The following is a 20130-nucleotide window of genomic DNA, read 5'->3' as shown; positions in this document are numbered from 1 at the left end:
ATTGACATGAAGCTGACCCAGGGTTGTTTCTCATACCTGCCCGATTTGACCGACGACCAGATCTACAGCCAGGTGCAGTACTGTCTCGCCAATGGCTGGGCGGTGAACATCGAGTTCACCGAGGATCCGCATCCCCGCAACACCTATTGGGAGATGTGGGGCCTGCCGATGTTCGACCTCCAGGACGCTGCCGGCGTGATGATGGAGCTCGCCGAATGCCGCAGGGTCTATCGCGATCGCTACATCCGGATCAGCGGCTTCGATTCCAGTCATGGCTGGGAATCGGTCCGGATCTCATTCCTCGTCAACCGGCCGCCGCGAGAGGCGGAGTTCGAACTGGTGCGACAGGAGATCGGCGGCCGCGCGATCCGTTACACCACTGTGCGCCGGCAGGCCGCGCACGCGTCGACTTAACTATCCGCTTCCGCGCGGAGCTCTCCCTGCTCCGCATCCTTGGCGGACCAACTGCTTCGCCGCCTCCCACGCGGCGAAGCCCTTTTTTTTCGAGGCTCCGATGCTCGATGTGCCCCACGCAACGACGACCGAACACAACGAGACCCATTTCGATCTTCGCAAGGAGGCCGAAGCGGCCGGGATCACCGACACGCTGCAGCAGCTCGAGCAGGAGCTGGTCGGTTTGAAGCCGGTGAAGAGCCGCGTGCGCCAGATCGCCTCGCTGCTGTTGATTGAACGTATCCGGCAGCGTGCTGGATTGGCCTCCGCACCGCCGACGCTGCACATGTCCTTCACCGGTAACCCCGGAACGGGAAAGACCACCGTCGCGCTGCGCATGGCCAAGATCCTGCACGGGCTCGGCTTCGTGCGGCGCGGACAGGTGATCTCGGTGACGCGGGACGATCTCGTCGGCCAGTATATCGGCCACACCGCGCCGAAGACCAAAGAGATCCTGAAGAAAGCGATGGGCGGCGTGCTGTTCATCGACGAGGCTTATTACCTGCATCGTCCCGACAACGAGCGCGACTACGGCCAGGAATCGATCGAGATCCTGCTCCAGGTGATGGAGAACCAGCGCGAGGACCTGGTCGTGATCCTCGCCGGCTATGGCGAGCGGATGACGAGCTTCTTCGCCTCCAATCCCGGCTTCCGCTCGCGCATCGCCCACCACATCGAATTTCCTGACTATGCAGAGGCCGAGCTGCTCGTCATCGCCGAGCTGATGCTGAAGGAGCGCGGCTACCGCTTCTCGGCTGCGGCGCGCGAGGCGTTCGAGAAATACATCGCGCTACGCCGGACCCAGCCGTTCTTCTCCAACGCGCGCTCGATCCGCAACGCCGTCGACCGCATCCGCCTGCGGCAGGCCGATCGGCTTGTGTCGGATCTCGATCGCATGCTCGATGTCGCCGACCTCGAAACCATCGACGCCATGGACGTCCTCACGAGCCGCGTGTTCAGCGGCAGTGCGGATGCACGGAGTGCGGTGCCATGACGAAGGAGATCATGATTGCTCCATCGATCCTCGCGGCGGATTTCGCGCGCCTCGGCGAAGAGGTCGCGGCGATCGATGCCGCTGGGGCCGACTGGGTCCATTGCGACGTCATGGACGGACACTTCGTGCCGAACATCAGCTTCGGTGCCGACGTCATCAAGGCGATCCGCCCCTATACGAAGAAGCCGTTCGACGTGCATTTGATGATCGCGCCGACCGATCCCTATCTCGAGGCGTTCGCAAAGGCCGGAGCCGACATCATCACGGTGCACGCCGAAGCGGGTGCGCATCTCGACCGCTCGCTCCAGGCGATCCGCTCGCTCGGCAGCAAGGCTGGCGTCAGCCTTTGTCCGTCGACGCCGGAAGCGGTGATCGAGTATGTGCTCGATCGTATCGATCTCGTGCTGGTGATGACGGTCAATCCGGGCTTTGGCGGCCAATCCTTCATCGCATCGCAGATCGAGAAGATCAGGCGGATCAGGACCATGATCGGCGAGCGGCCGATCCGGCTCGAAGTCGATGGCGGTGTCACGCGCGACAATGCGGCGGCCGTGGCTGCAGCGGGCGCCGACACGCTGGTCGCCGGCTCCGCCGTGTTTCGCGGCAAGAGCGCTTCCGAATACGCCGCCAATATCGCGGCTATTCGCATCGCCGCCGAGACGGGCCGGGCTCAGAAGCTGCAACATAATTCCGCGCCCCCGAAGTGGGCCGGAGAAAGTGCGCTCATCCGGTAGATTGCGGATCAGCTGCGGACCGCTGCTGTGATCCCGGTGTGCCAAGGCGCGCCACTTTTTCCGGATTTCTACGGAGGATGCCATCCAAATCGACCGGCTCATTCAGGCCGGGTAACCAACGCACCTGAGACGGAGAATCGATTAACGACCGCGCAACGCTAAGCGTCTCAATCTGTGGTTTAGGAACGCTATGAGAGCGCGGATGCGGAACGACGGTCATCGCGGGCATGAAGCCCGCACGCGGCGCCAAGCGATGGCATGAACATGCATCGGTTGTTCGCCGAGCAGCTCCGCTGCGCCACCGATGTCACCGGACAGGTCGATCTCGTCAAGCTGGGCGAGTTCGTCAGCGCGGTCTACGAGGCCGGTGATCGCGACCGTCAGCGGATGATCGAAGTACGCTCGCAAACGCGCGACGAGGTCGAGCAGAATCTGCTGCGGACCCGCGAATTCCTCGATACCATCGAAAACATCCCGATTGCCGTCTTCGCGAAATGTGCAAAGGATTCGCGCTACATCCTGCTCAACCGCGCCGGCGAAGACTATTACGGCATGCCCCGCGAACAGATGCTGGGCGAACGCCCGAACAGATCTTCCCGGCCGACGTGGCCCGCATGGTTCACGAGCAGGATAGACGCGTCGTGACCAGCGGCATGCCGATGCTTCTCGAGGAGGCATCAAAGGCCGCGACCGGGTCGTCAATTCACGGAAAATGCTGATCACAGATGGCAACGGGGATCCGCAATATCTGGTCGGCGTGATCGAGGACGTCACGGAGCGTGTCACCACCCGGCAGCGGATCAGCCATCTTGCGCAGCATGATGTGCTCACGGACCTGCCGAACCGCAGCGCCTTCAACGCGGCGCTCGACGAACGGCTGGAACGGGCGCAGGAGGCGTCGACCAGCTTCGCCGTGCTGAGCCTCGATCTCGACCGCTTCAAGGAGGTCAACGACGTGTTCGGTCACCCTGTCGGCGACATGCTGATGCGGGCGGCGGCTGACCGGCTTGCGGCGGAAGCCGAAGGCGCGTTCGTTGCGCGGATCGGCGGCGACGAGTTCATGATCCTGATGCCCGACGATGCCGGCCGTGAGGATGTTCTGGCGCTGGCCGAACGCCTGGTCGAGACGACCGGCAAGGAGCTCGAGGTCGACGACTATCTCTCCCACGTAGGTCTCAGCGTCGGCATCGCGTTCTATCCGGACGATGGCGTGAACGCGGCGACGCTGCTCGCCAACGCCGACTCGGCTCTCTACCGCGCCAAGCGCGAGGGCAGGAGCCGGGGCCGCTGCTTCGAAACCGAGATGGACCAGGAGCTGCGCGACCGCAGGCTGTTGCAGCACGACCTGCGGCAGGCGCTCGAGCAGAACCAGCTCCTCGTCTATTTCCAGCCGCAGGCGCGGGTGGATGGCGAGTCATTGGCTTCGAAGCGCTGCTGCGTTGGAACCATCCGACGCGCGGCTTTGTGCCGCCGGACCAATTCATTCCGCTGGCGGAAGAGAACGGGCTGATCGTCGAGATCGGCGAATGGGTGCTGCGTGAGGCGTGCCGCGAGGCGGCATCCTGGCCGCGGCCGCTGCAGGTCGCCGTCAATCTGTCGCCGATCCAGTTCCAGGCCGGCGATCTCGAGTGTTCGATCCACCAGATCCTGTTGGAGACGGGGCTGACGCCGACGCGGCTCGAGGTCGAGATCACCGAGGGCATGCTGATCGGCGATTTCACCCGCGCGCTCAATTTGCTGCGGCGGCTGAAGGCGCTCGGCATCCGCATCGCCATGGACGATTTCGGCACCGGCTATTCCTCGCTGTCCTATCTGCAGTCGTTCCCGTTCGACAAGATCAAGATCGACCGCAATTTCATCTCCAACCTGGGGGCAACGCCGCAATCGGCCGAGATTGTCCGCGCCGTCCTGAGCCTGGCGCACGCGCTGAAGATCCCGGTCATTGCCGAGGGAGTGGAGACGGAAGCCCAGCGTGCTTTTCTGGCGCGCGAGGCCTGCGAGGAGATGCAAGGCTATCTCGTCGGCCGGCCCGACCTGATCGAACGCTATCTCGACCTGGTCGGTGTCGCCGTGGAGCGCCGCCTCTACGCCTAGCGTTCGGCACCAAGCGGACGTTTGGAACTAAAATCCTTTACCGGCGCTTCTCGAAAAATTAACTTGGTTCAGGCGCGTTGTGCCCGCAGCAAATGTTTTGCATAAACGCCATCGGCCTGACGCAAATCAGGGCAATAAGCCGGTGAACGCGAGGGAGGGTCTCATGGAGAACGTGCGTCGCTACCGGGCGCTGGCGTCCCTCTGCCGTCAGCAGGCGGCCTACCGGCCGCTCCAGAACTGGGAACTCCTCGGCCAGGCCGAACATTTCGAATATCTCGCCGAAATCGAGCTCAAGGCGCATTTCGACGCATGCAATGTGCATCGCGACAAGGACGCCGCCGGGCCGTCGACATGGGAGCCGCCTGTCGCGGCGTGACGGCGCTAGGCGGGCTCATCAATGGGACATCAGCGTCGGGGCCGTCATGGCTTCCAGCATGGCGCGGGTGACGCCCCCGAGAACGCGCTCCTGCAACCGCGAATGGCCGTAGCCGCCCATCACCAGGAGATCCAGACTCTCGTCGGCCGCCAGCGACAGGATCGTCGGCTGAATGTCGGCGCGCGTGGCGGTCAGGCTGACTGTGCGGGTCGACAATCCGCGCCGGCCGAGATGTCTGGCCAGACCGCTCGCTGAAGCTTCACCGGCGCCGGCCTCAGTCTCGTTGACGCTGATGATCACGATCTCGGCGGAGCGCGCCAGGAACGGGGCTGCGTCGCGCATGGCGCGGGCGGCAACGCGGCTGCCGTCCCAGCAGATGCCGATCCGGTTCGCCTTGAAGGCTCCGCGAAACGTGTAGGGCAGGAACAGTACCGGGCCGCCCGCCTGGAACAGGATCTCGCTGGGCACGTCGTTGTCGAACGAGCCCTGCGCCGGATCGGGCTGGAGCACGATGCTGAGATCGTGCAGCCGTGCCATTTCGCCGAGCGAGCCGGCGGCATCTGCCGGGATCGCGCCGAGTGCGTGGCAGGTATAGGAGATGCCGGCGTTCGCCGCCTCGCTCTTGAATACCGCGAGCGCAGCCTCGGCCCGCTCCACGGCACGCTCGCGTTCCAGCTCGAACACGGCCGCCACCGCCGCGCCGCCTTCCATGACGTAAGCCACACTGGTGGCGACATAGCCGATCGCGACGGCGTCGAGATGCGCGTTGAGGTTCGCCGCGAGCGAGATCGAGCCGTCGATCGCGGGACGCATGGGACGTTCGGTGGGAATGTGGACGAGAATGTCTTTGTACATGGCGTGCCTCCGGTGGACCTCATCCGAGGAGCGCAGTTTTTCACTGCGCAAGAGAGACGTGTTGAGCTGCATCAAACGTCCGGATTGCCTGCTGCGTCCGCTCAACCGTTCTTTGCCGAGATTTAATCGGACGGACGGGACGCCGTAAGGTGGCAGCGACCATGCTGCGGGCAAGGCGACACCTGCTCAACATGGACATTTCGACATGAACGATCGCGTCAATTCCGACATCACCACGTCTCGCAAGATCTTGCGGCCGCGCCGGCTCGCGCTGCTCGGCACCGTGGCCGCGCTGGGCGTGGCTGCCCTGGCCATTGCGCCGGGCACCTCGCCGTACGGCATCAACGCCCTGATTGCGCCGGCTCAGGCCGCCGAAGCCGCGGCGACGCCGCCCGGCTTCGGCGATCTCGTCAGCAGGGTCAAACCCGCAGTGATCTCGGTGCGGGTCAGAATCGATCAGGACAACGACAAGAACGCGATGCTGCAGCAGAACCGGATGGATTCGGACGAGGACACGCCGTTCGACCAGTTCTCGCGGCAGTTCGGCTTTCGCTTCCCTGGCGGCGCGAACGGCATGCCGCGCCAGCGCCACCAGATGATCACGGGCGAAGGCTCCGGCTTCTTCATCTCCGCCGACGGCTATGCCGTGACCAACAATCACGTCGTCGATCACGCCGAGTCCGTGCAGGTGACGATGGACGACGGTACGACCTACACCGCGAAGGTCGTCGGCACCGATCCCAAGACCGATCTCGCGCTGATCAAGGTCGACGGCAAGAAGGACTTTCCGTTCGTCAAATTCTCCGACCAGAAGCCGCGCATCGGCGACTGGGTGGTCGCGGTCGGCAATCCCTTCGGTCTTGGCGGCACCGTGACCGCCGGCATCGTCTCGGCCAGCGGCCGGGACATCGGCAACGGTCCCTATGACGACTTCATCCAGATCGACGCGCCGATCAACAAGGGCAATTCCGGCGGCCCGGCCTTCGACATGAACGGCAACGTGATCGGCGTGAACACTGCGATCTTCTCGCCCTCAGGCGGCTCGGTCGGCATCGGCTTCGATATCCCGGCCTCGACCGCCAAGCTCGTCGTCGCGCAATTGAAGGACAAGGGCGCGGTTACCCGGGGCTGGCTCGGCGTGCAGGTGCAGCCGGTGACGTCGGATATCGCCGACAGCCTCGGCCTCAAGGAGGCACGCGGCGCGATCGTCGACAATCCGCAGGAGGGCAGCCCGGCGGCGAAGGCCGGCATCGAGGCGGGGGATGTCATCACCGCCGTCAACGGCACCGCGATCAAGGACTCCCGCGACCTCGCCCGCACCATCGCCGGCTTGGCGCCGGGCACGTCCGTGAAGCTCGATGTCTTCCGCAAGGGCGACAGCAAGACGGTGACCCTGGCGCTCGGCGAACTGCCGAACGAGCGGCAGGCCAAGGGTGGCAGTGCCGACGAGGGCAGGGGACAGCCGGGTGCCGGCACGCCGCGCCTCGGCCTCAGCCTGGCGCCCGCCGGTGACGTCCAGGGCGCAGGCCAGAACGGCGTCGTCGTCACCGAGGTTGATCCGCAAGGCCCGGCCGCGCAACGCGGCATCCGGACCGGCGACGTCATCCTCAATGTCGGCGGCAAGGCTGTCAGCAATGTCGGCGAGGTGCGCTCCGAGCTGGCGCAGGCCAAATCGTCGGGCAAGCGCAGCGTGCTGCTTCAGGTCAGAAGCGCGGAGGCCACCCGCTTCGTCGCGGTGCCACTCGGGTAACGCGAACCTCGACCGCTACAGGTCTAGAAAGGCGGCCTTCGGGCCGCCTTTCGCACACGCATTCAAGCTCGCACCAGGCCCGATAACATTCTCGTTAACGGCAGGGATGGTGACCCGGTGCGTCCGAAAAAGCCGTGTTCGCTGATCACACTCGCAAGGCGCCTCGGTGCTCTGCGGCAACGTCGCCGCCGAAAGGGGTTGCAAGCGTGGAACTTCGAGCCTCCCCGCGCTTTGTGGAACTCGCCGGTGGTTCACATGTGATCGGTGCCGATATGGATCGATTGAAGCTCTCGCTCAGGAGTGCGCTGCTGGTGGCGGCATTGGTGCTCTCCGGCGGAAACGCGCTCGGGCGCGACGACGGCCGCTACGCGAATTCCCCTCTGAAGCCATGGTTCGACAGTTTGCGCAGCCATCTCGGTCCGTGCTGCTCGGATGCGGACGGCTTCGCCGTCGCCGATCCCGACTGGGAGTCGCACAACGGGCGCTACCGTGTCCGCCTCGACGGGCAGTGGATCGATGTGCCGGATGAGGCCGTCATCACCGAGCCCAACCGGGCTGGCCGCACGATGGTGTGGCCGGTCAAGACTGCGTTCGGGATTTCGATCCGCTGCTTCATGCCGGGGAGCATGATCTGAGGCGGGTCAGCGCGACCGCTTGGATTTGCGCTTCGATGATTTCTTGTTCGACGATTTCTTGGACGACGTCCTCGACGATTTCTTGGACGTCTTCTTTGCGCTCTTACGCTTCGAAGCCTTCTTCGGGACCTTCTTGCCCTTCTTGCGTGCCTTCGACAGTCCGATCGCGATTGCCTGCTTGCGGCTCTTGACGCGGCCGCCGCGCCCCCCACGGCCGCTCTTCGCGGTGCCCTTCTTGTAACGCCGCATCTCACTGGCGACATCGCTGCCCGAGCTGCGTGAGTAGCGGCGCTTCTTTGCCTTGCGTGCCATGCATGTTCTCCCTCGGAAGAGGAGAACCATTCGGCACAGCCATGGTTCCGGGAGCGTGGACGCGCGGAGATTAGAAGGAATTTGCCAGCTCGATTTCGGCTTCCAGCGCCTGGATGCGTCGGGCCGCCTCGCTGAAGGACAGATCCCGCGCATATTGGCCGGGCTGATAGGCCTCTTCGCTGAGCCGCTTCAGCTTGAGACCTTGGGCCCGCGTCATCTGCTCGCTCAGGAAAAATTTGGCGTCGTATTTACCTTGAACCTGCATCTGGCGTCTCCATCCTGAAATCGTGACTTGACTATATGTTCTTATTTTGTTCTAACAAGGCATGGACAACCGAATTAATGAAATTCGACGTAAAATCAGAGCCTTGAGGCTTGAGATGGCCGACGTCGAGGCGTCGGTGCGCGACCTCGTCGAGCGCGACCGCGACTGCACGGAAAGGGCCCTGGCGCAGATGGACCTGCGCCGGAAAATCAACCTCTTGATTGCCGAATGGAAGGCGGCCGGCGGCAGCGACGTTCTGCCTAACGTCCGCGACCGGGTGCGCCTTCGCGCCGTGAAGACGGGCGGCGGCAATCCCGCGCGCGCAGCCGAGCGCCGCTGATGGTTGGCGCCGGATACTGAAGGCCAAGTACCGAACCCAAAGACGGAAGACAAAGGGCCCCGCAATTGCGGGCCCTTCATGATTCCAGGTGCGCCTATTTGGTGTTGGTCATGCCGCCCTTGTTCGTCATGGTGCCGCCCTGATCGGAGCCGGGGCCGGCGCCCCTTGGCCGGACGGATCCTGAGTTAAATTGACGCAGGCAGCAAACCGCACGTCGCGGCAGGAGTTCCCAGCGAAGCATCTTCCGTGCGTCACGCACGCTTCAAGTTTGCTTGTCCTCGGCCAGGATGAACACGGCGCCGGTGAGCGTCGCGCCGATCGCGAAGGTCGTCACCAAGGTGACGGCGAAGACCATCGCGGCCTGGCTTCCGCCATTGTTCAGCAGGTTGGCGACGGCTGGATTGGACAGGACGAGTGTGAGGCTGAAAGTGAGGCCGAGCGCTGCGCCCATCATTGCATGCGTCATCAGCTTGATAAGGCCGCTCGCAGAGATCAGCTCAGACGACTTCTTGGTGCGCATGGGACGGCATCCCGAATTGTCACGCCAACGCGCATGTGATCTCCGGGTTCCGTTCCGCTGAAGGAATTGTTACCGCCCGTTTCATCCGGCGTTCATGCCGGGCTTGCCAAGATGGGCGCCAGCAAAACGGGAACATCGATATGGGTAAGGTCGTCTTTCTTTACCGCTCGCTAGCCTATCGCAACGCGGCCGCGGACATCCTGCGCAAGGCGCGCAAGCTTCCGCTTGGCGCGGAGCGGAGCGCGGCTCGCCGCTACGCCCGGGCGCTGCGCGATCTCGCCCAAACGGAAGCCTGGCTCGAAGGGCGAGTGGCGCGCGATCCACGCACGGCTCAGCGCATGACCGGCGCAGCGTCCGGTTAACCGGATGCGCGTTGCAATTCGGCAGAGCCGGCGGTGTCGAACTTGCCAGGTGCAGCCGTCGCGGTCTTGCTTGTCAACGGCACCTCCAGACGGCACAGCAGGCCCTCGGCGCGCCAATCGAACTGCGCCTGTCCGCCAAGCTGGGACTCGATGCTCGCAAGCAGGCTTCGTGTGCCGAAGCCGCGCGATTTCGGAGTCTTGACCAGGGGACCGCCGGATTCCTCCCAGCTCAGCGTGAGCAGCTCCTCGTCGACCTGCCAATCGATCGCGAGCCGCCCCGATCGAGTGGATAGCGCGCCGTACTTTGCCGAGTTGGTGAAGAGCTCGTGCAGTGCGAGCGCCAACGTCTGGGCCGTCGCCGGCAGCAGCTGAACTTCGGGCCCTGCCAATTTGATCTGGTCGCCCAGAGAATAGGGCGCAAGCTCCTCGTCGATCAGCCTGGAGAGCTCGGCGCCTTGCCAGCTCGACAGCGACAGGATGGTGTGCACGCGCGCCAGCGCATTGATGCGACCCTCGACGGCGTTGACATAGGCCTTGACCTCGTCGGCCCTGGTGAGGCGCACGATCGACTGCGCCAGCGCCAGCGCGTTCTTCGCGCGATGATCGACTTCCCGCGCCAGCAGGTTCTGCCGCTCCTCGGCACGCTTGCGCTCGGTGATGTCGACGGTAACGCCGCTGACGCGCACCACGCGACCGCTCTCGTCCGTGGTCGCGGCCGCCGTGCCGACGCACCAGCGCACCTCGCCGTCGGGCCGCATGATGCGGAACTCCGTCTCGTAGGCGCGCGTGCCCTTGTTGAACTCGGCGATCGCCTTGCGCAACTGGTCGACGTCGTCGGGGTGCAACAAGGCCTGAACGTTGGCCGGATTGACCTCGAAATTCTCGGGACTGACGCCGAAGATACGGTATTGCCCCTCGTCCCACATCCAATCGCCGCTGATCCAGTCCCAGTCCCAGGACCCCATCTTGCCGGCCGCGATCGCCATGCTGCGCCGCTGCTCGCTCTCGCGCAGCTTCGCGGTGGAAGCCTCCAGTTCCGCGGTGCGGGCGCGGACGCGGTCCTCGAGCTCGTGGTTCAGCCGTTCAAGCTCGCGCGTCTTGCGATAGAGCTCGGCAAACACCTTGATCTTGGCGCGAAGTACCTCCGGAACGACCGGAACCGGCACGTAATCGACCGCGCCCATCTCGTAGCCGCGCAGCCGGTCGATGTCGCTGACCTGGATGGCCGAGATGAAAATCATGGCGGTCTTCTGAAAGCGCGGATGCTCGCGGATCATCGCGGCGAGCTCGAAGCCGTCGAGCTCGGGCATGCAGACGTCGACCAGGATCACCGCGATCTCGGTCTTGAGCAGCACCTCCAAAGCCTCGCGGCCCGACGAGGCGATCACCAGGTTCTCGCCGAGATCCTTCAGGATCACCTCGTAGGCGAGCAGCTTGGCCGGCTGATCGTCGACGAGCAGGATGTTGACCTTTTCCTGGTCCATACGCGGGCCCAACTCAGCGATGCAGCCACATGCGGATCGCAAGCAGCAATTGGTCGGTGTTGACCGGCTTGGCGAGGTAGTCGGACGCACCGGCTTCGAGGCACTTCTCGCGGTCGCCCTTCATCGCCTTTGCGGTCAACGCGATGATCGGCAGACGGGCGAAGGCCGGGTTCTCGCGGATCACGCCGATGGTCTGATAGCCATCCATCTGCGGCATCATGATGTCCATCAGCACGATCGCGATCTCCGGATTGGATTCGACCAGTGTCACCGCCTCGCTGCCGGTCGTGGCCGTCAGCACCTTCATGCCGCGTCGTTCCAGCACGCTGGACAGCGCGAAGATGTTGCGGGCGTCGTCGTCGACGAGCAGGGCGGTCTTGCCGATCAGGTCCTCGTCGGAACTGTTCAGCTTCTCCAGCATGCGCTGCTTCTCGATCGGCAGCTCCGTGATCACGCGGTGCAGGAACAACGCGGTCTCGTCGAGCAGGCGCTCGGGCGATTCCACGCCCTTGACCACGATGCTGCGTGCCATGGTGTGGAGCTCGGCATCCTCCTCGGCGGAAAGCTCGCGGCCGGTGAACACCACGACGGGGATGTTCGACAGCGCCTCGTCGTTGCGGATCTGATCGAGCACCTCGAAGCCGCTCATGTCGGGCAGCCTGAGGTCGAGCACCACGCAATCGCAGGGCTGCTCGCGCAACGTCGTGAGCGCGCCGGCCCCGGTATCCGTGGCCAGGATCTCGATGTCGTCGTGGTGCAGCAGCTCGCGGATCGAGAGCCGCTCGGCCTCGTTGTCCTCGACGATCAAGAGCCGCTTGCGCCGCGGCCGCGCATATTCCTTGATCTGCGTCAGCGCGGCCGAGACGCCCTCCGTCGTCGTCGGCTTGTTGACGAAGGAGAAGGCGCCGCGCGCCAGCGCATGCTGGCGGTCCTCGTCGAGCGTGATGATCTGGACCGGGATGTGGCGGGTGAGCGGATTGTGCTTGAGCTGGCTCAGCACGGTCCAGCCCAGCATGTCGGGCAGGAACACGTCGAGGGAGACGGCCGTTGGCTGGTATTGCTTGGCGAGCTCGAGGGCCTCGGCGCCGCGCGCGGCGACCAGGACCTTGAAGCCCTTGTCGCGGGCCAGATCGACCAGCACGCGGGCATAATGCGGGTCGTCCTCGACGATCAGGAGAATGGTGTCGCCGGCCTCGAGGTTGAGGCGGTCGTCGGGCAGCTGTTCGATAACGCGCTGCTGGTCAGGTGCGGCAGGCTGCAGCGCCGGCGGCTGGCCGTATTGCTGTGACGCCGGCGCCCGCGGCGCGAGGGTCGGGCCGGAATATTTCAAGGGCAGATAGAGCGTGAAGGTGGAGCCCTTGCCCGGCGCGCTGCGCAGGTGGATCTCGCCGCCGAGCAGGCTGGCAAGCTCGCGGCTGATCGCAAGACCGAGGCCGGTGCCGCCATATTTGCGGCTGGTGCCGGCATCGGCCTGCTGGAACGCCTCGAAGATCAGCTTCTGCTTCTCCAGGGGAATGCCGATGCCGGTGTCGGACACTTCGAAGGCGATCACGGCCGGCGCCGAGTTCAGCACCGGATGATCCGTCCCCCAGCCGCCGACTGCGCCGGCGACCTTCAGGCGCACTTCGCCGTCGGCGGTGAACTTGAAGGCGTTGGAGAGCAGGTTCTTCAGAACCTGTTGCAGCCGCTTGGAGTCGGTCACGATGCTGCGCGGCAGGTTCGGATCGACATCGATCTTGAACGACAGGTTGCGGTTGTCCGCCTCGTGCCGGAACGGCCGGCCGACGGTCTCGAGCAGGTTCGCGGTCAGGATTTCCTCGGCGTCGACCGTCACGGTGCCGGACTCGATCTTGGAGAGATCGAGAATGTCGCTGATGAGGTTGAGCAGGTCGGTGCCGGCGCCATGGATGGTGCGGGCGAATTCGACCTGCTTGGCCGAGAGGTTGCCATCGGGGTTGTCGCTGAGCTGCTGTCCGAGGATCAGGATCGAGTTCAGCGGCGTGCGCAGCTCGTGGCTCATATTGGCGAGGAATTCGGACTTGTACTTCGAGGTCAGCGCGAGCTCGGTCGCCTTTTCCTCGAGCGCGCGGCGGGCCTGCTCGATCTCCTGGTTCTTGCGTTCCACCTCGACGTTGCGCTCGGCGAGCTGTTGCGCCTTCTGCTCGAGCTGGTCGTTGGTCTGCTGCAATTCGCGCTGCTGGGTCTGCAGCTCGCCGGCGAGCTGCTGCGACTGCTTGAGCAGGCCTTCCGTCTGCATCGTGGCCTCGATCGAATTGAGCACGATGCCGATGGAGTCGGTGAGCTGTTCCAGGAACGTCATCTGCGAGGTCGTGAAGGAGACCAGCGAGGCGAGCTCGATCACGGCCTTGACCTGGCCTTCGAACAGGACCGGGAGCACGACGAGGTTCTTCGGTGCGACGCGGAACAGCGCCGAGTTGATCGGCACCACGTCCGACGGAATGTCGGAGATGACGCGCGGCCGCTTGTCGAGGGCGCACTGGCCGATCAGGCCTTCGCCGAACTGCAGCACCGGCAGATAGGGGTAGACTCCGTCGCTGGCGTAAGAGGCGAGCAGCAGGAGCTGGGGATCGTTCTCGTTTTCGACCTGGTAGATCACGCCGGTGTGGGCGTTCACCAGCGGGGACAATTCGGTGAGCAGCAGCCGGCCGACGGTGGTGAGGTCGCGCTGGCCCTGGAGCATGTTGGTGAACTTGGCGAGGTTGGTCTTGAGCCAGTCCTGCTCGGTGTTCAGCTCCGTCGTGAGACGGAGGTTGGTGATCATCGTGTTGATGTTGTCCTTCAGCTCCGCCACTTCGCCGCGGGCGTCGACCTGGATCGACCGCGTCAGGTCGCCCTTGGTCACCGCAGTTGCGACTTCCGCGATCGCGCGCACCTGCGAGGTCAGGTTGGCCGCGAGCAGGTTGACGTTGCCCGTGAGATCCTTCCAGGTGCCGGCAGCACCGGGCACGTTGGCCTGGCCGCCGAGCCGGCCTTCGACGCCCACCTCGCGCGCCACCGAGGTCACCTGGTCGGCGAAGGTCGCGAGCGTCTCGGTCATGTTGTTGATGGTGTCGGCGAGCGCCGCGACTTCGCCCTTCGATTTCACCGTGAGGTTCTGCTTCAGATCGCCATTGGCGACTGCGGTCACCACCTTGACGATGCCGCGCACCTGCTCGGTCAGGTTCGCCGCCATGAAGTTGACGGTGTCGGTGAGATCCTTCCACGTGCCGGCGACGCCGGGCACCTGGGCCTGGCCGCCGAGCTTGCCTTCGGTGCCGACCTCGCGCGCCACGCGCGTCACCTCGCCGGCGAAGGCGTTGAGCTGGTCCACCATGGTGTTGATGGTGTTCTTCAGCTCCAGGATTTCGCCCTTCACGTCGACGGTGATCTTGCGCGAGAGGTCGCCGCGCGCGACCGCCGTGGTGACTTCGGCGATGTTGCGGACCTGGGTGGTGAGGTTCGCAGCCAAGAGGTTGACGTTGTCGGTCAGATCCTTCCAGGTGCCGCCGACGCCGGGCACGACGGCCTGACCGCCCAGCCGACCCTCGGTGCCGACCTCGCGCGCCACGCGCGTGACTTCGGCGGCGAAGGAGCGGAGCTGCTCGACCATCGTGTTCAGCGTGTCCTTCAGGAGAAGGATCTCGCCGCGCACGTCCACCGTGATCTTCTTCGACAGGTCACCGCCGGCGATCGCGGTCGCGACCTCGGCGATGTTACGGACCTGCGCCGTCAGGTTGGAGGCCATGAAGTTGACGTTGTCGGTGAGGTCCTTCCAGGTGCCGGCGACGCCGGGCACTTCGGCCTGGCCGCCGAGCTTGCCTTCGGTGCCGACCTCGCGCGCCACGCGCGTGACTTCGCCGGCAAAGCCGTTGAGCTGGTCCACCATGGTATTGATGGTGTTCTTCAGCTCGAGGATTTCGCCCTTCACGTCGACGGTGATCTTGCGCGAGAGGTCGCCGCGCGCGACCGCGGTCGTCACCTCGGCGATGTTGCGGACCTGGGCGGTGAGGTTGCCCGCCATCGAGTTCACGGAGTCGGTCAAGTCCTTCCAGGTGCCGGCGACGCCGGGCACGTTGGCCTGACCGCCGAGGCGGCCTTCGGTGCCGACCTCGCGCGCCACGCGCGTCACCTCGCCAGCGAAGCGGTTGAGCTGGTCGACCATGGTGTTCAGCGTGTCCTTGAGCTGAAGGATCTCGCCGCGCACGTCCACGGTGATCTTGCGCGACAGGTCGCCGCCGGCGATGGCGGTGGCGACTTCCGCGATGTTGCGGACCTGGGCGGTGAGGTTGCCCGCCATCGAGTTCACCGAGTCGGTCAAGTCCTTCCAGGTGCCGGCGACGCCGGGCACGTCGGCCTGGCCGCCGAGCTTGCCGTCGGTGCCGACCTCGCGGGCGACGCGCGTCACTTCGCCGGCGAAGGCGTTGAGCTGGTCCACCATGGTGTTGAGCGTTTCCTTCAGCTGAAGGATTTCGCCGGACACGTTCACCGTGATCTTCTTGGACAGGTCGCCCTTCGCCACCGCGGTTGCGACCTCGGCGATGTTGCGGACCTGGCCGGTGAGGTTCGAGGCCATCGAGTTGACGCTGTCGGTGAGGTCCTTCCACGTGCCGCCGACGCCGCGCACCACCGCCTGACCGCCGAGCTTGCCTTCGGTGCCGACCTCGCGCGCCACGCGCGTGACTTCGCCGGCGAAGGCGTTGAGCTGGTCCACCATCGTGTTGATGGTGTCCTTCAGCTCAAGGATCTCGCCGCGCACGTCCACGGTGATCTTCTTGGAGAGGTCGCCGCCGGCGACTGCGGTGGTCACCTCGGCGATGTTGCGGACCTGTGCGGTCAGGTTCGAGGCCATCGAGTTGACGCTCTCGGTGAGGTCCTTCCAGGTGCCAGCGACGCCAAGCACGTTGGCCTGGCCGCCGAGGCGGCCTTCGGTACCGACCTCGCGGGCGACGCGCGTCACTTCGCCGGCGAAGGCATTGAGCTGGTCCACCATGGTGTTGAGCGTCTCCTTCAGCTGAAGGATCTCGCCCGAGACGTTCACCGTGATCTTCTTCGACAAGTCGCCGCTCGCGATGGCGGTCGCGACGTCGGCGATGTTGCGGACCTGCGCGGTCAGGTTGGAGGCCATGAAGTTGACGTTGTCGGTGAGGTCCTTCCAGGTGCCGGCCACGCCGGGCACCTGGGCCTGGCCGCCGAGCTTGCCCTCGGTGCCGACCTCGCGCGCCACGCGCGTCACTTCCGAAGCGAACGAGTTGAGCTGGTCCACCATGGTGTTAATGGTGTCCTTCAGCTCCAGGATCTCGCCGCGCACGTCCACGGTGATTTTGCGCGAGAGGTCGCCGCGCGCCACCGCGGTGGTGACGTTGGCGATGTTGCGCACTTGTGCGGTCAGGTTGCCGCACATCGCGTTGACGGAGTCGGTCAGGTCCTTCCAGGTGCCGGCGACGCCGGGCACGATGGCTTGGCCGCCCAGCTTGCCGTCGGTGCCGACCTCCCGCGCCACGCGCGTCACTTCGGAGGCGAAGGAGCGCAGCTGGTCCACCATCGTATTGATGGCTTCCTTGAGCTGAAGGATCTCGCCGCGGACGTCGACCGTGATCTTCTTGGAAAGGTCGCCATTGGCGACCGCGATCGTCACCTCGGCGATGTTGCGAACCTGATTGGTCAGGTTGTTCGCCATCGAGTTGACGCTCTCGGTGAGGTCCTTCCAGACGCCGGTCACCTCCGGCACCTGGGCCTGGCCGCCGAGCTTGCCTTCGGTGCCGACCTCGCGCGCCACGCGCGTCACCTCCGAGGTGAACACGCCGAGCTGCTTGATCATGGTGTTGACGATCGTCGCCGACTGCAAGAATTCGCCGCGGAGCGGACGGCCATCGACGTCCAGCTTGACGGTCTGCAGCAGGTCGCCTTGCGCGACAGCAGCAACCGCGCGTGTCACCTCGCGCGTCGGCCACAACAGGTCGTCGATCAGCGTATTGACGGAACCTTCCATGTCGGCCCAGGAGCCCGACGCAAGACCGAATTTCACGCGCTGGCGGGTCTTGCCTTCGCGTCCCACCACCTGGCCCACCAGCTCGAGCTGCTGCGCCATGCGCTGGTTGGCAGCGATAATTTCGTTAAAGGTGTCGGCGATCTTGCCGTCGATACCGAGATAGTCGCCGCTCATGCGCACCGAAAAGTCGCCGCTGCGCATCGCCTGCAAGGCGAGCAGCAGTTCCGCTCGGGAATCCGGCTCGGACGTACCGTTGATTTTTGGCTTTGGGACGCGACGACCGGAGCGTGATGCAGTTCCGGAATCGAGGTCGCTCATACTGTTTCCCCCGCAGGCGTCGGCCGAATCCGCGGCAAGACGCGTTCGTCGAAATAAGAGCGTCAGCCAAATTCGAAATCAAGCGCCAACGTACGGCGCAAGGAATTGGAACCCGCTTTGCTCAGCCCAACCGAGTTAACAACGGACCGGCCGGTTTGGTTCCAACCCTCTGACGGAAAAAGGCCGCGGGGGCGGGTCGTCCACGCGTCGGCCGTCCGCATCCCTCCTTCGGAACGGAGCGCCGAGCCTGACGGTTAGCCCTAGACAGGGAGAACGGACATGAAAGCAGCAATTGTCGCCATCGCCATCACGGTGCTTGCCGCGGGGTCGGCTCTGGCGCAGGGCGGCGCGCCAAGCGGGCGCGGCTCCGTGACAGGCGACCCCGCCGCAAGCTCCGCCAGCCCGAAGGCGGACACGCCGACCACCGGAGCGGCTAGCCGCTCGAATCCGAGCGGAAGCGGCACGTCGTCGTCCGGCGGCAAGGACGACAACGCCGATGCGGGTCGCGACAAGATGCCGGAGAGTGACCGCACCGTGCGGCCGCAGAGCCAGCAACATCCGAACGAGAATTAGAGAGGTTATTTGTCCGCCATGGTGCGCTCGGCGTCCCTGGCCTGCGCGCGCAGCAGCGGCAGCTGTTCGCGCGCGAACGCTGCGAGCGCCGCATTATCGGGCGCCGCCAGATAGCGCTCGAGCAGGCCGATGATCGATGCATACTCGGGAATCTGCGCGGCATAGAAACTTCTGACGTAGGCCGGACCATCCGACATTTCGGGCTCGACGAGGCTCGCGCTCGAGGATGTTGTCCTGCCGACGTGCAGTTCCGCGCCGATGGCCTCCTGGACCTCTTTCAGCCTCTTGTCGCGGTTAGCCGCTTCTTCGGCGCGCAGGGCGGCGAGATTTTTGACCTCCGCGTTGCCCTTGAGGTCGGTGTTCTCGAGCAGCCCCTGTTGAAACCGGCTGAAATTGTAGGCGCCGCTGATCACCTCGATCGCGGAGGGTGCCCGTTCGCCGGGCTTTCGCTCGCCAACGCTGTCGGCCAGCGCAGAGGTGCTGATCAATGCTAAAATGGTTGCGGCGACAACTCGCATCGATCTTCAATGACGAATCGCGGGCGAAAGTTCCCCGACCATTACGATCCGGTAAGCGGGTTGCGGCGCAAGAGTTCCGTCCCCACGTCCTCTACATGAAACAGTCTGACATCTTCAGAGACAACGCCGACAATTGTCTTCAGCTTGCCGAGCGTGCCGACGGACAGCCCGCGCATAAGCGCTATTCGCGCATGGCCGACGCCTGGACGGCACTCGCCAACGAGCAGGATTGGCTCGACGGCGAAATTTCGCCCGTTCCCGTCCATGCAGCTCCAAAGCGGAACGGGTGAGCTCGTCATCAAGAATCTGCATGTGAGACCGCTCACGGAAGGACAGCAACTGATTTGGGATCGTCCGGGGAAATCGATTGAGGTTCTAGCTGCAGAAGGAGGTTTGGCGATGGCTCCACGTCTGGCTCTTCTTTCCCTCATTCTCGCCTTTGGCGTCTCCGTTGCATTCGCGACGGTGACGACGGTGCGGCAGGTACATCTCGAGAGCGCATCTGCCGTTCACGCCACGCGCAGCTGATTGCGGCAGCGGAACATTCGCCGCCGCAATGCGTAAGCGCTCCGACACATCAGCAGAAGCGAGAGCGCATCATGGCCCATTCCGATCAAGGCATCGTCAAGGACAAGCGTGGGGAGGAGCAGCCCCGCGACAAGGAACGTGCACAATCCGTGCACAAGACGGATCCGAAAGGCTCGCCCTCGCGTGAAGCGACACGGGATCCCAAGCTGAACGACAACATCAAGACGCCGGGTTCCGGCGCCATGCCGGACGGCTCGAGCGACGCCACGGGCTAGCTCTCACCAGGAACGAATTCGCGCGGGAAGAGTCGACGGATTGCTTCCGGTAGTCATGCCCCCGGTGCGCCGGAAGTAATCTCCAAGGACGGCCCTGGCACCCACCGTGCCGGGGTCGTTTGCTTTTGGAGGGGGCTTCTGTGCGTCATTTGCCGCCGCTCTCGGGATCCCCCTGAGTATGTCCTTCGGGCCCGCGGCCGAACACGCCGAAGCTGCTTGACTTCACGCCGGCAGCGGCATCAACGCCCACAGCGGCCAGTCCGAACTTCAGGAGTTCGCGGACTGCTGCCGCCCGCGTCGGCATGCGGTGTTTGAACCGGAAATCGTCAATGGCGGCCAACTCTTCCGGCGAGAGCATGACCTGAAGGCGCTCGGCGCGAAGGTCGTTCATGGCGATCACGCAATTTGAGTAGGTTGAGTAGTTTACTCAACGAGCCAACTTGATGCGAGTTCCACGAAAGCCGACAAAGTCTGCAAATGAGCAGGAAACCAATCAAATCAATAATTTATTGAAACGCGCGCTGCCGTGGGGCATTGTTCCGGAAAGGGAGAGAGACCATGACGGACCAAGTCAGGTTGCCTCGCAAGCTTTCCGAAGAACCCACAGCACCCGAGCCGGTGCGGCCAAGCCAGCAGAAGATCATCGATGAGGTCGAGCGCTGGGCCAACAGCCCGGGCCTGCAGCCGCCGCAATCGCAGCCCCCGACGGGAGCCAAAGCGAGCTAGGGCATGATCCGGAAAAGTGTGCAGCGGTC

23 protein-coding genes are annotated in these 20130 nt (G+C 64.5%); 15 read left to right on the top strand and 8 right to left on the bottom strand.

Annotated elements, in window-relative coordinates; all coding sequences use genetic code 11:
- Nucleotides 1–6: 6 nt before the first annotated feature.
- The 7 genes from HZZ16_RS06400 (at nucleotide 7) to HZZ16_RS06380 (ending at nucleotide 4651) form a co-directional block, all read left to right on the top strand.
- Nucleotides 7–414 (top strand): ribulose bisphosphate carboxylase small subunit, encoded by a 408-nt coding sequence (locus HZZ16_RS06400; protein ID WP_197947661.1) that lies wholly within the window; start codon nucleotides 7–9, stop codon nucleotides 412–414.
- 100 nt (nucleotides 415–514) lie between these two features.
- Nucleotides 515–1447, top strand: a complete 933-nt coding sequence (gene cbbX / locus HZZ16_RS06395; protein WP_197947660.1) for a CbbX protein — start codon at nucleotides 515–517, stop codon at nucleotides 1445–1447.
- Complete coding sequence (gene rpe, locus HZZ16_RS06390; protein ID WP_197947659.1) at nucleotides 1444–2181, top strand: ribulose-phosphate 3-epimerase; 738 nt, start codon at nucleotides 1444–1446, stop codon at nucleotides 2179–2181. The genes cbbX and rpe overlap by 4 nt, the downstream gene beginning before the upstream one ends.
- A 273-nt stretch (nucleotides 2182–2454) precedes the next feature.
- The gene (locus tag HZZ16_RS38260) at nucleotides 2455–2826 is read left to right on the top strand and encodes a hypothetical protein (RefSeq protein WP_376707552.1); all 372 of its coding nucleotides are present in this window, start codon (nucleotides 2455–2457) and stop codon (nucleotides 2824–2826) included.
- 67 nt (nucleotides 2827–2893) lie between these two features.
- The gene (locus tag HZZ16_RS38255) at nucleotides 2894–3691 is read left to right on the top strand and encodes a diguanylate cyclase domain-containing protein (RefSeq protein WP_376707551.1); all 798 of its coding nucleotides are present in this window, start codon (nucleotides 2894–2896) and stop codon (nucleotides 3689–3691) included.
- Nucleotides 3598–4275, top strand: coding sequence for a putative bifunctional diguanylate cyclase/phosphodiesterase (locus HZZ16_RS38250; protein ID WP_376707553.1), 678 nt, complete (start codon nucleotides 3598–3600; stop codon nucleotides 4273–4275). The genes HZZ16_RS38255 and HZZ16_RS38250 overlap by 94 nt, the downstream gene beginning before the upstream one ends.
- Nucleotides 4276–4438: 163 nt before the next feature.
- Nucleotides 4439–4651, top strand: coding sequence for a hypothetical protein (locus HZZ16_RS06380; RefSeq protein WP_197947658.1), 213 nt, complete (start codon nucleotides 4439–4441; stop codon nucleotides 4649–4651).
- An 18-nt stretch (nucleotides 4652–4669) separates the two neighbouring features.
- Here HZZ16_RS06380 and HZZ16_RS06375 read toward each other — a convergent pair whose 3' ends face one another.
- Nucleotides 4670–5506: a universal stress protein gene (locus tag HZZ16_RS06375; RefSeq protein ID WP_197947657.1), complete on the bottom strand. Its 837-nt coding sequence runs from the start codon at nucleotides 5504–5506 to the stop codon at nucleotides 4670–4672.
- A 205-nt stretch (nucleotides 5507–5711) separates the two neighbouring features.
- Here HZZ16_RS06375 and HZZ16_RS06370 point away from each other — a divergent pair, with 205 nt between their 5' ends.
- Nucleotides 5712–7256 carry a Do family serine endopeptidase gene (locus HZZ16_RS06370; protein WP_197947656.1) on the top strand — a complete coding sequence of 515 codons (1545 nt, stop codon included), beginning with the start codon at nucleotides 5712–5714 and terminating at the stop codon, nucleotides 7254–7256.
- Between the two features lie 272 nt (nucleotides 7257–7528).
- A complete protein-coding gene (locus HZZ16_RS06365) occupies nucleotides 7529–7891 on the top strand; it encodes a hypothetical protein (protein WP_197947655.1) in 363 nt (120 codons plus the stop codon).
- A gap of 6 nt (nucleotides 7892–7897) precedes the next feature.
- Here the strand turns inward: HZZ16_RS06365 and HZZ16_RS06360 are convergent, their stop codons facing one another.
- Both HZZ16_RS06360 and HZZ16_RS06355 read right to left on the bottom strand, forming a co-directional pair.
- Nucleotides 7898–8203 (bottom strand): DUF6496 domain-containing protein, encoded by a 306-nt coding sequence (locus HZZ16_RS06360; RefSeq protein WP_197947654.1) that lies wholly within the window; start codon nucleotides 8201–8203, stop codon nucleotides 7898–7900.
- Nucleotides 8204–8273: 70 nt separating this feature from the next.
- Nucleotides 8274–8468: a DUF3072 domain-containing protein gene (locus tag HZZ16_RS06355; protein ID WP_197947653.1), complete on the bottom strand. Its 195-nt coding sequence runs from the start codon at nucleotides 8466–8468 to the stop codon at nucleotides 8274–8276.
- Between the two features lie 115 nt (nucleotides 8469–8583).
- Between HZZ16_RS06355 and HZZ16_RS06350 the strand changes: the two genes are divergently transcribed.
- On the top strand, nucleotides 8584–8808 hold the full coding sequence (locus HZZ16_RS06350) for a hypothetical protein (protein ID WP_197947652.1): 225 nt from the start codon (nucleotides 8584–8586) through the stop codon (nucleotides 8806–8808).
- A 262-nt stretch (nucleotides 8809–9070) separates the two neighbouring features.
- Here HZZ16_RS06350 and HZZ16_RS06345 read toward each other — a convergent pair whose 3' ends face one another.
- Nucleotides 9071–9328 carry a hypothetical protein gene (locus tag HZZ16_RS06345; protein ID WP_197947651.1) on the bottom strand — a complete coding sequence of 86 codons (258 nt, stop codon included), beginning with the start codon at nucleotides 9326–9328 and terminating at the stop codon, nucleotides 9071–9073.
- Nucleotides 9329–9468: 140 nt separating this feature from the next.
- Between HZZ16_RS06345 and HZZ16_RS06340 the strand changes: the two genes are divergently transcribed.
- A complete protein-coding gene (locus HZZ16_RS06340) occupies nucleotides 9469–9690 on the top strand; it encodes a hypothetical protein (RefSeq protein WP_197947650.1) in 222 nt (73 codons plus the stop codon).
- Here the strand turns inward: HZZ16_RS06340 and HZZ16_RS06335 are convergent.
- Entirely contained in the window at nucleotides 9687–11174 is a 1488-nt protein-coding gene (locus tag HZZ16_RS06335) for an HWE histidine kinase domain-containing protein (protein WP_197947649.1), read from the bottom strand. The genes HZZ16_RS06340 and HZZ16_RS06335 overlap by 4 nt on opposite strands.
- Before the next feature lie 13 nt (nucleotides 11175–11187).
- A complete protein-coding gene (locus tag HZZ16_RS06330) occupies nucleotides 11188–17481 on the bottom strand; it encodes a HAMP domain-containing protein (protein ID WP_197947648.1) in 6294 nt (2097 codons plus the stop codon).
- Nucleotides 17482–17760: 279 nt separating this feature from the next.
- On the opposite strand from HZZ16_RS06330, the gene HZZ16_RS06325 reads away from it, so the two are divergent.
- Nucleotides 17761–18054, top strand: a complete 294-nt coding sequence (locus HZZ16_RS06325; RefSeq protein ID WP_197947647.1) for a hypothetical protein — start codon at nucleotides 17761–17763, stop codon at nucleotides 18052–18054.
- Between the two features lie 5 nt (nucleotides 18055–18059).
- Here HZZ16_RS06325 and HZZ16_RS06320 read toward each other — a convergent pair whose 3' ends face one another.
- The gene (locus HZZ16_RS06320) at nucleotides 18060–18572 is read right to left on the bottom strand and encodes a DUF4142 domain-containing protein (protein ID WP_197947646.1); all 513 of its coding nucleotides are present in this window, start codon (nucleotides 18570–18572) and stop codon (nucleotides 18060–18062) included.
- A gap of 95 nt (nucleotides 18573–18667) precedes the next feature.
- Here HZZ16_RS06320 and HZZ16_RS06315 point away from each other — a divergent pair, with 95 nt between their 5' ends.
- Entirely contained in the window at nucleotides 18668–18862 is a 195-nt protein-coding gene (locus HZZ16_RS06315) for a hypothetical protein (RefSeq protein WP_197947645.1), read from the top strand.
- Nucleotides 18863–19171: 309 nt separating this feature from the next.
- On the top strand, nucleotides 19172–19375 hold the full coding sequence (locus HZZ16_RS06310) for a hypothetical protein (RefSeq protein ID WP_197947644.1): 204 nt from the start codon (nucleotides 19172–19174) through the stop codon (nucleotides 19373–19375).
- 145 nt (nucleotides 19376–19520) lie between these two features.
- Here the strand turns inward: HZZ16_RS06310 and HZZ16_RS06305 are convergent, their stop codons facing one another.
- Nucleotides 19521–19766 carry a hypothetical protein gene (locus tag HZZ16_RS06305; protein ID WP_197947643.1) on the bottom strand — a complete coding sequence of 82 codons (246 nt, stop codon included), beginning with the start codon at nucleotides 19764–19766 and terminating at the stop codon, nucleotides 19521–19523.
- A gap of 167 nt (nucleotides 19767–19933) precedes the next feature.
- Between HZZ16_RS06305 and HZZ16_RS06300 the strand changes: the two genes are divergently transcribed.
- A complete protein-coding gene (locus HZZ16_RS06300) occupies nucleotides 19934–20101 on the top strand; it encodes a hypothetical protein (RefSeq protein WP_197947642.1) in 168 nt (55 codons plus the stop codon).
- Nucleotides 20102–20130 lie beyond the last annotated feature (29 nt).

This window comes from Bradyrhizobium glycinis, assembly GCF_016031655.1.
Lineage (GTDB): Bacteria > Pseudomonadota > Alphaproteobacteria > Rhizobiales > Xanthobacteraceae > Bradyrhizobium > Bradyrhizobium glycinis.
This window is presented reverse-complemented; position numbering and strand designations above follow the sequence as displayed.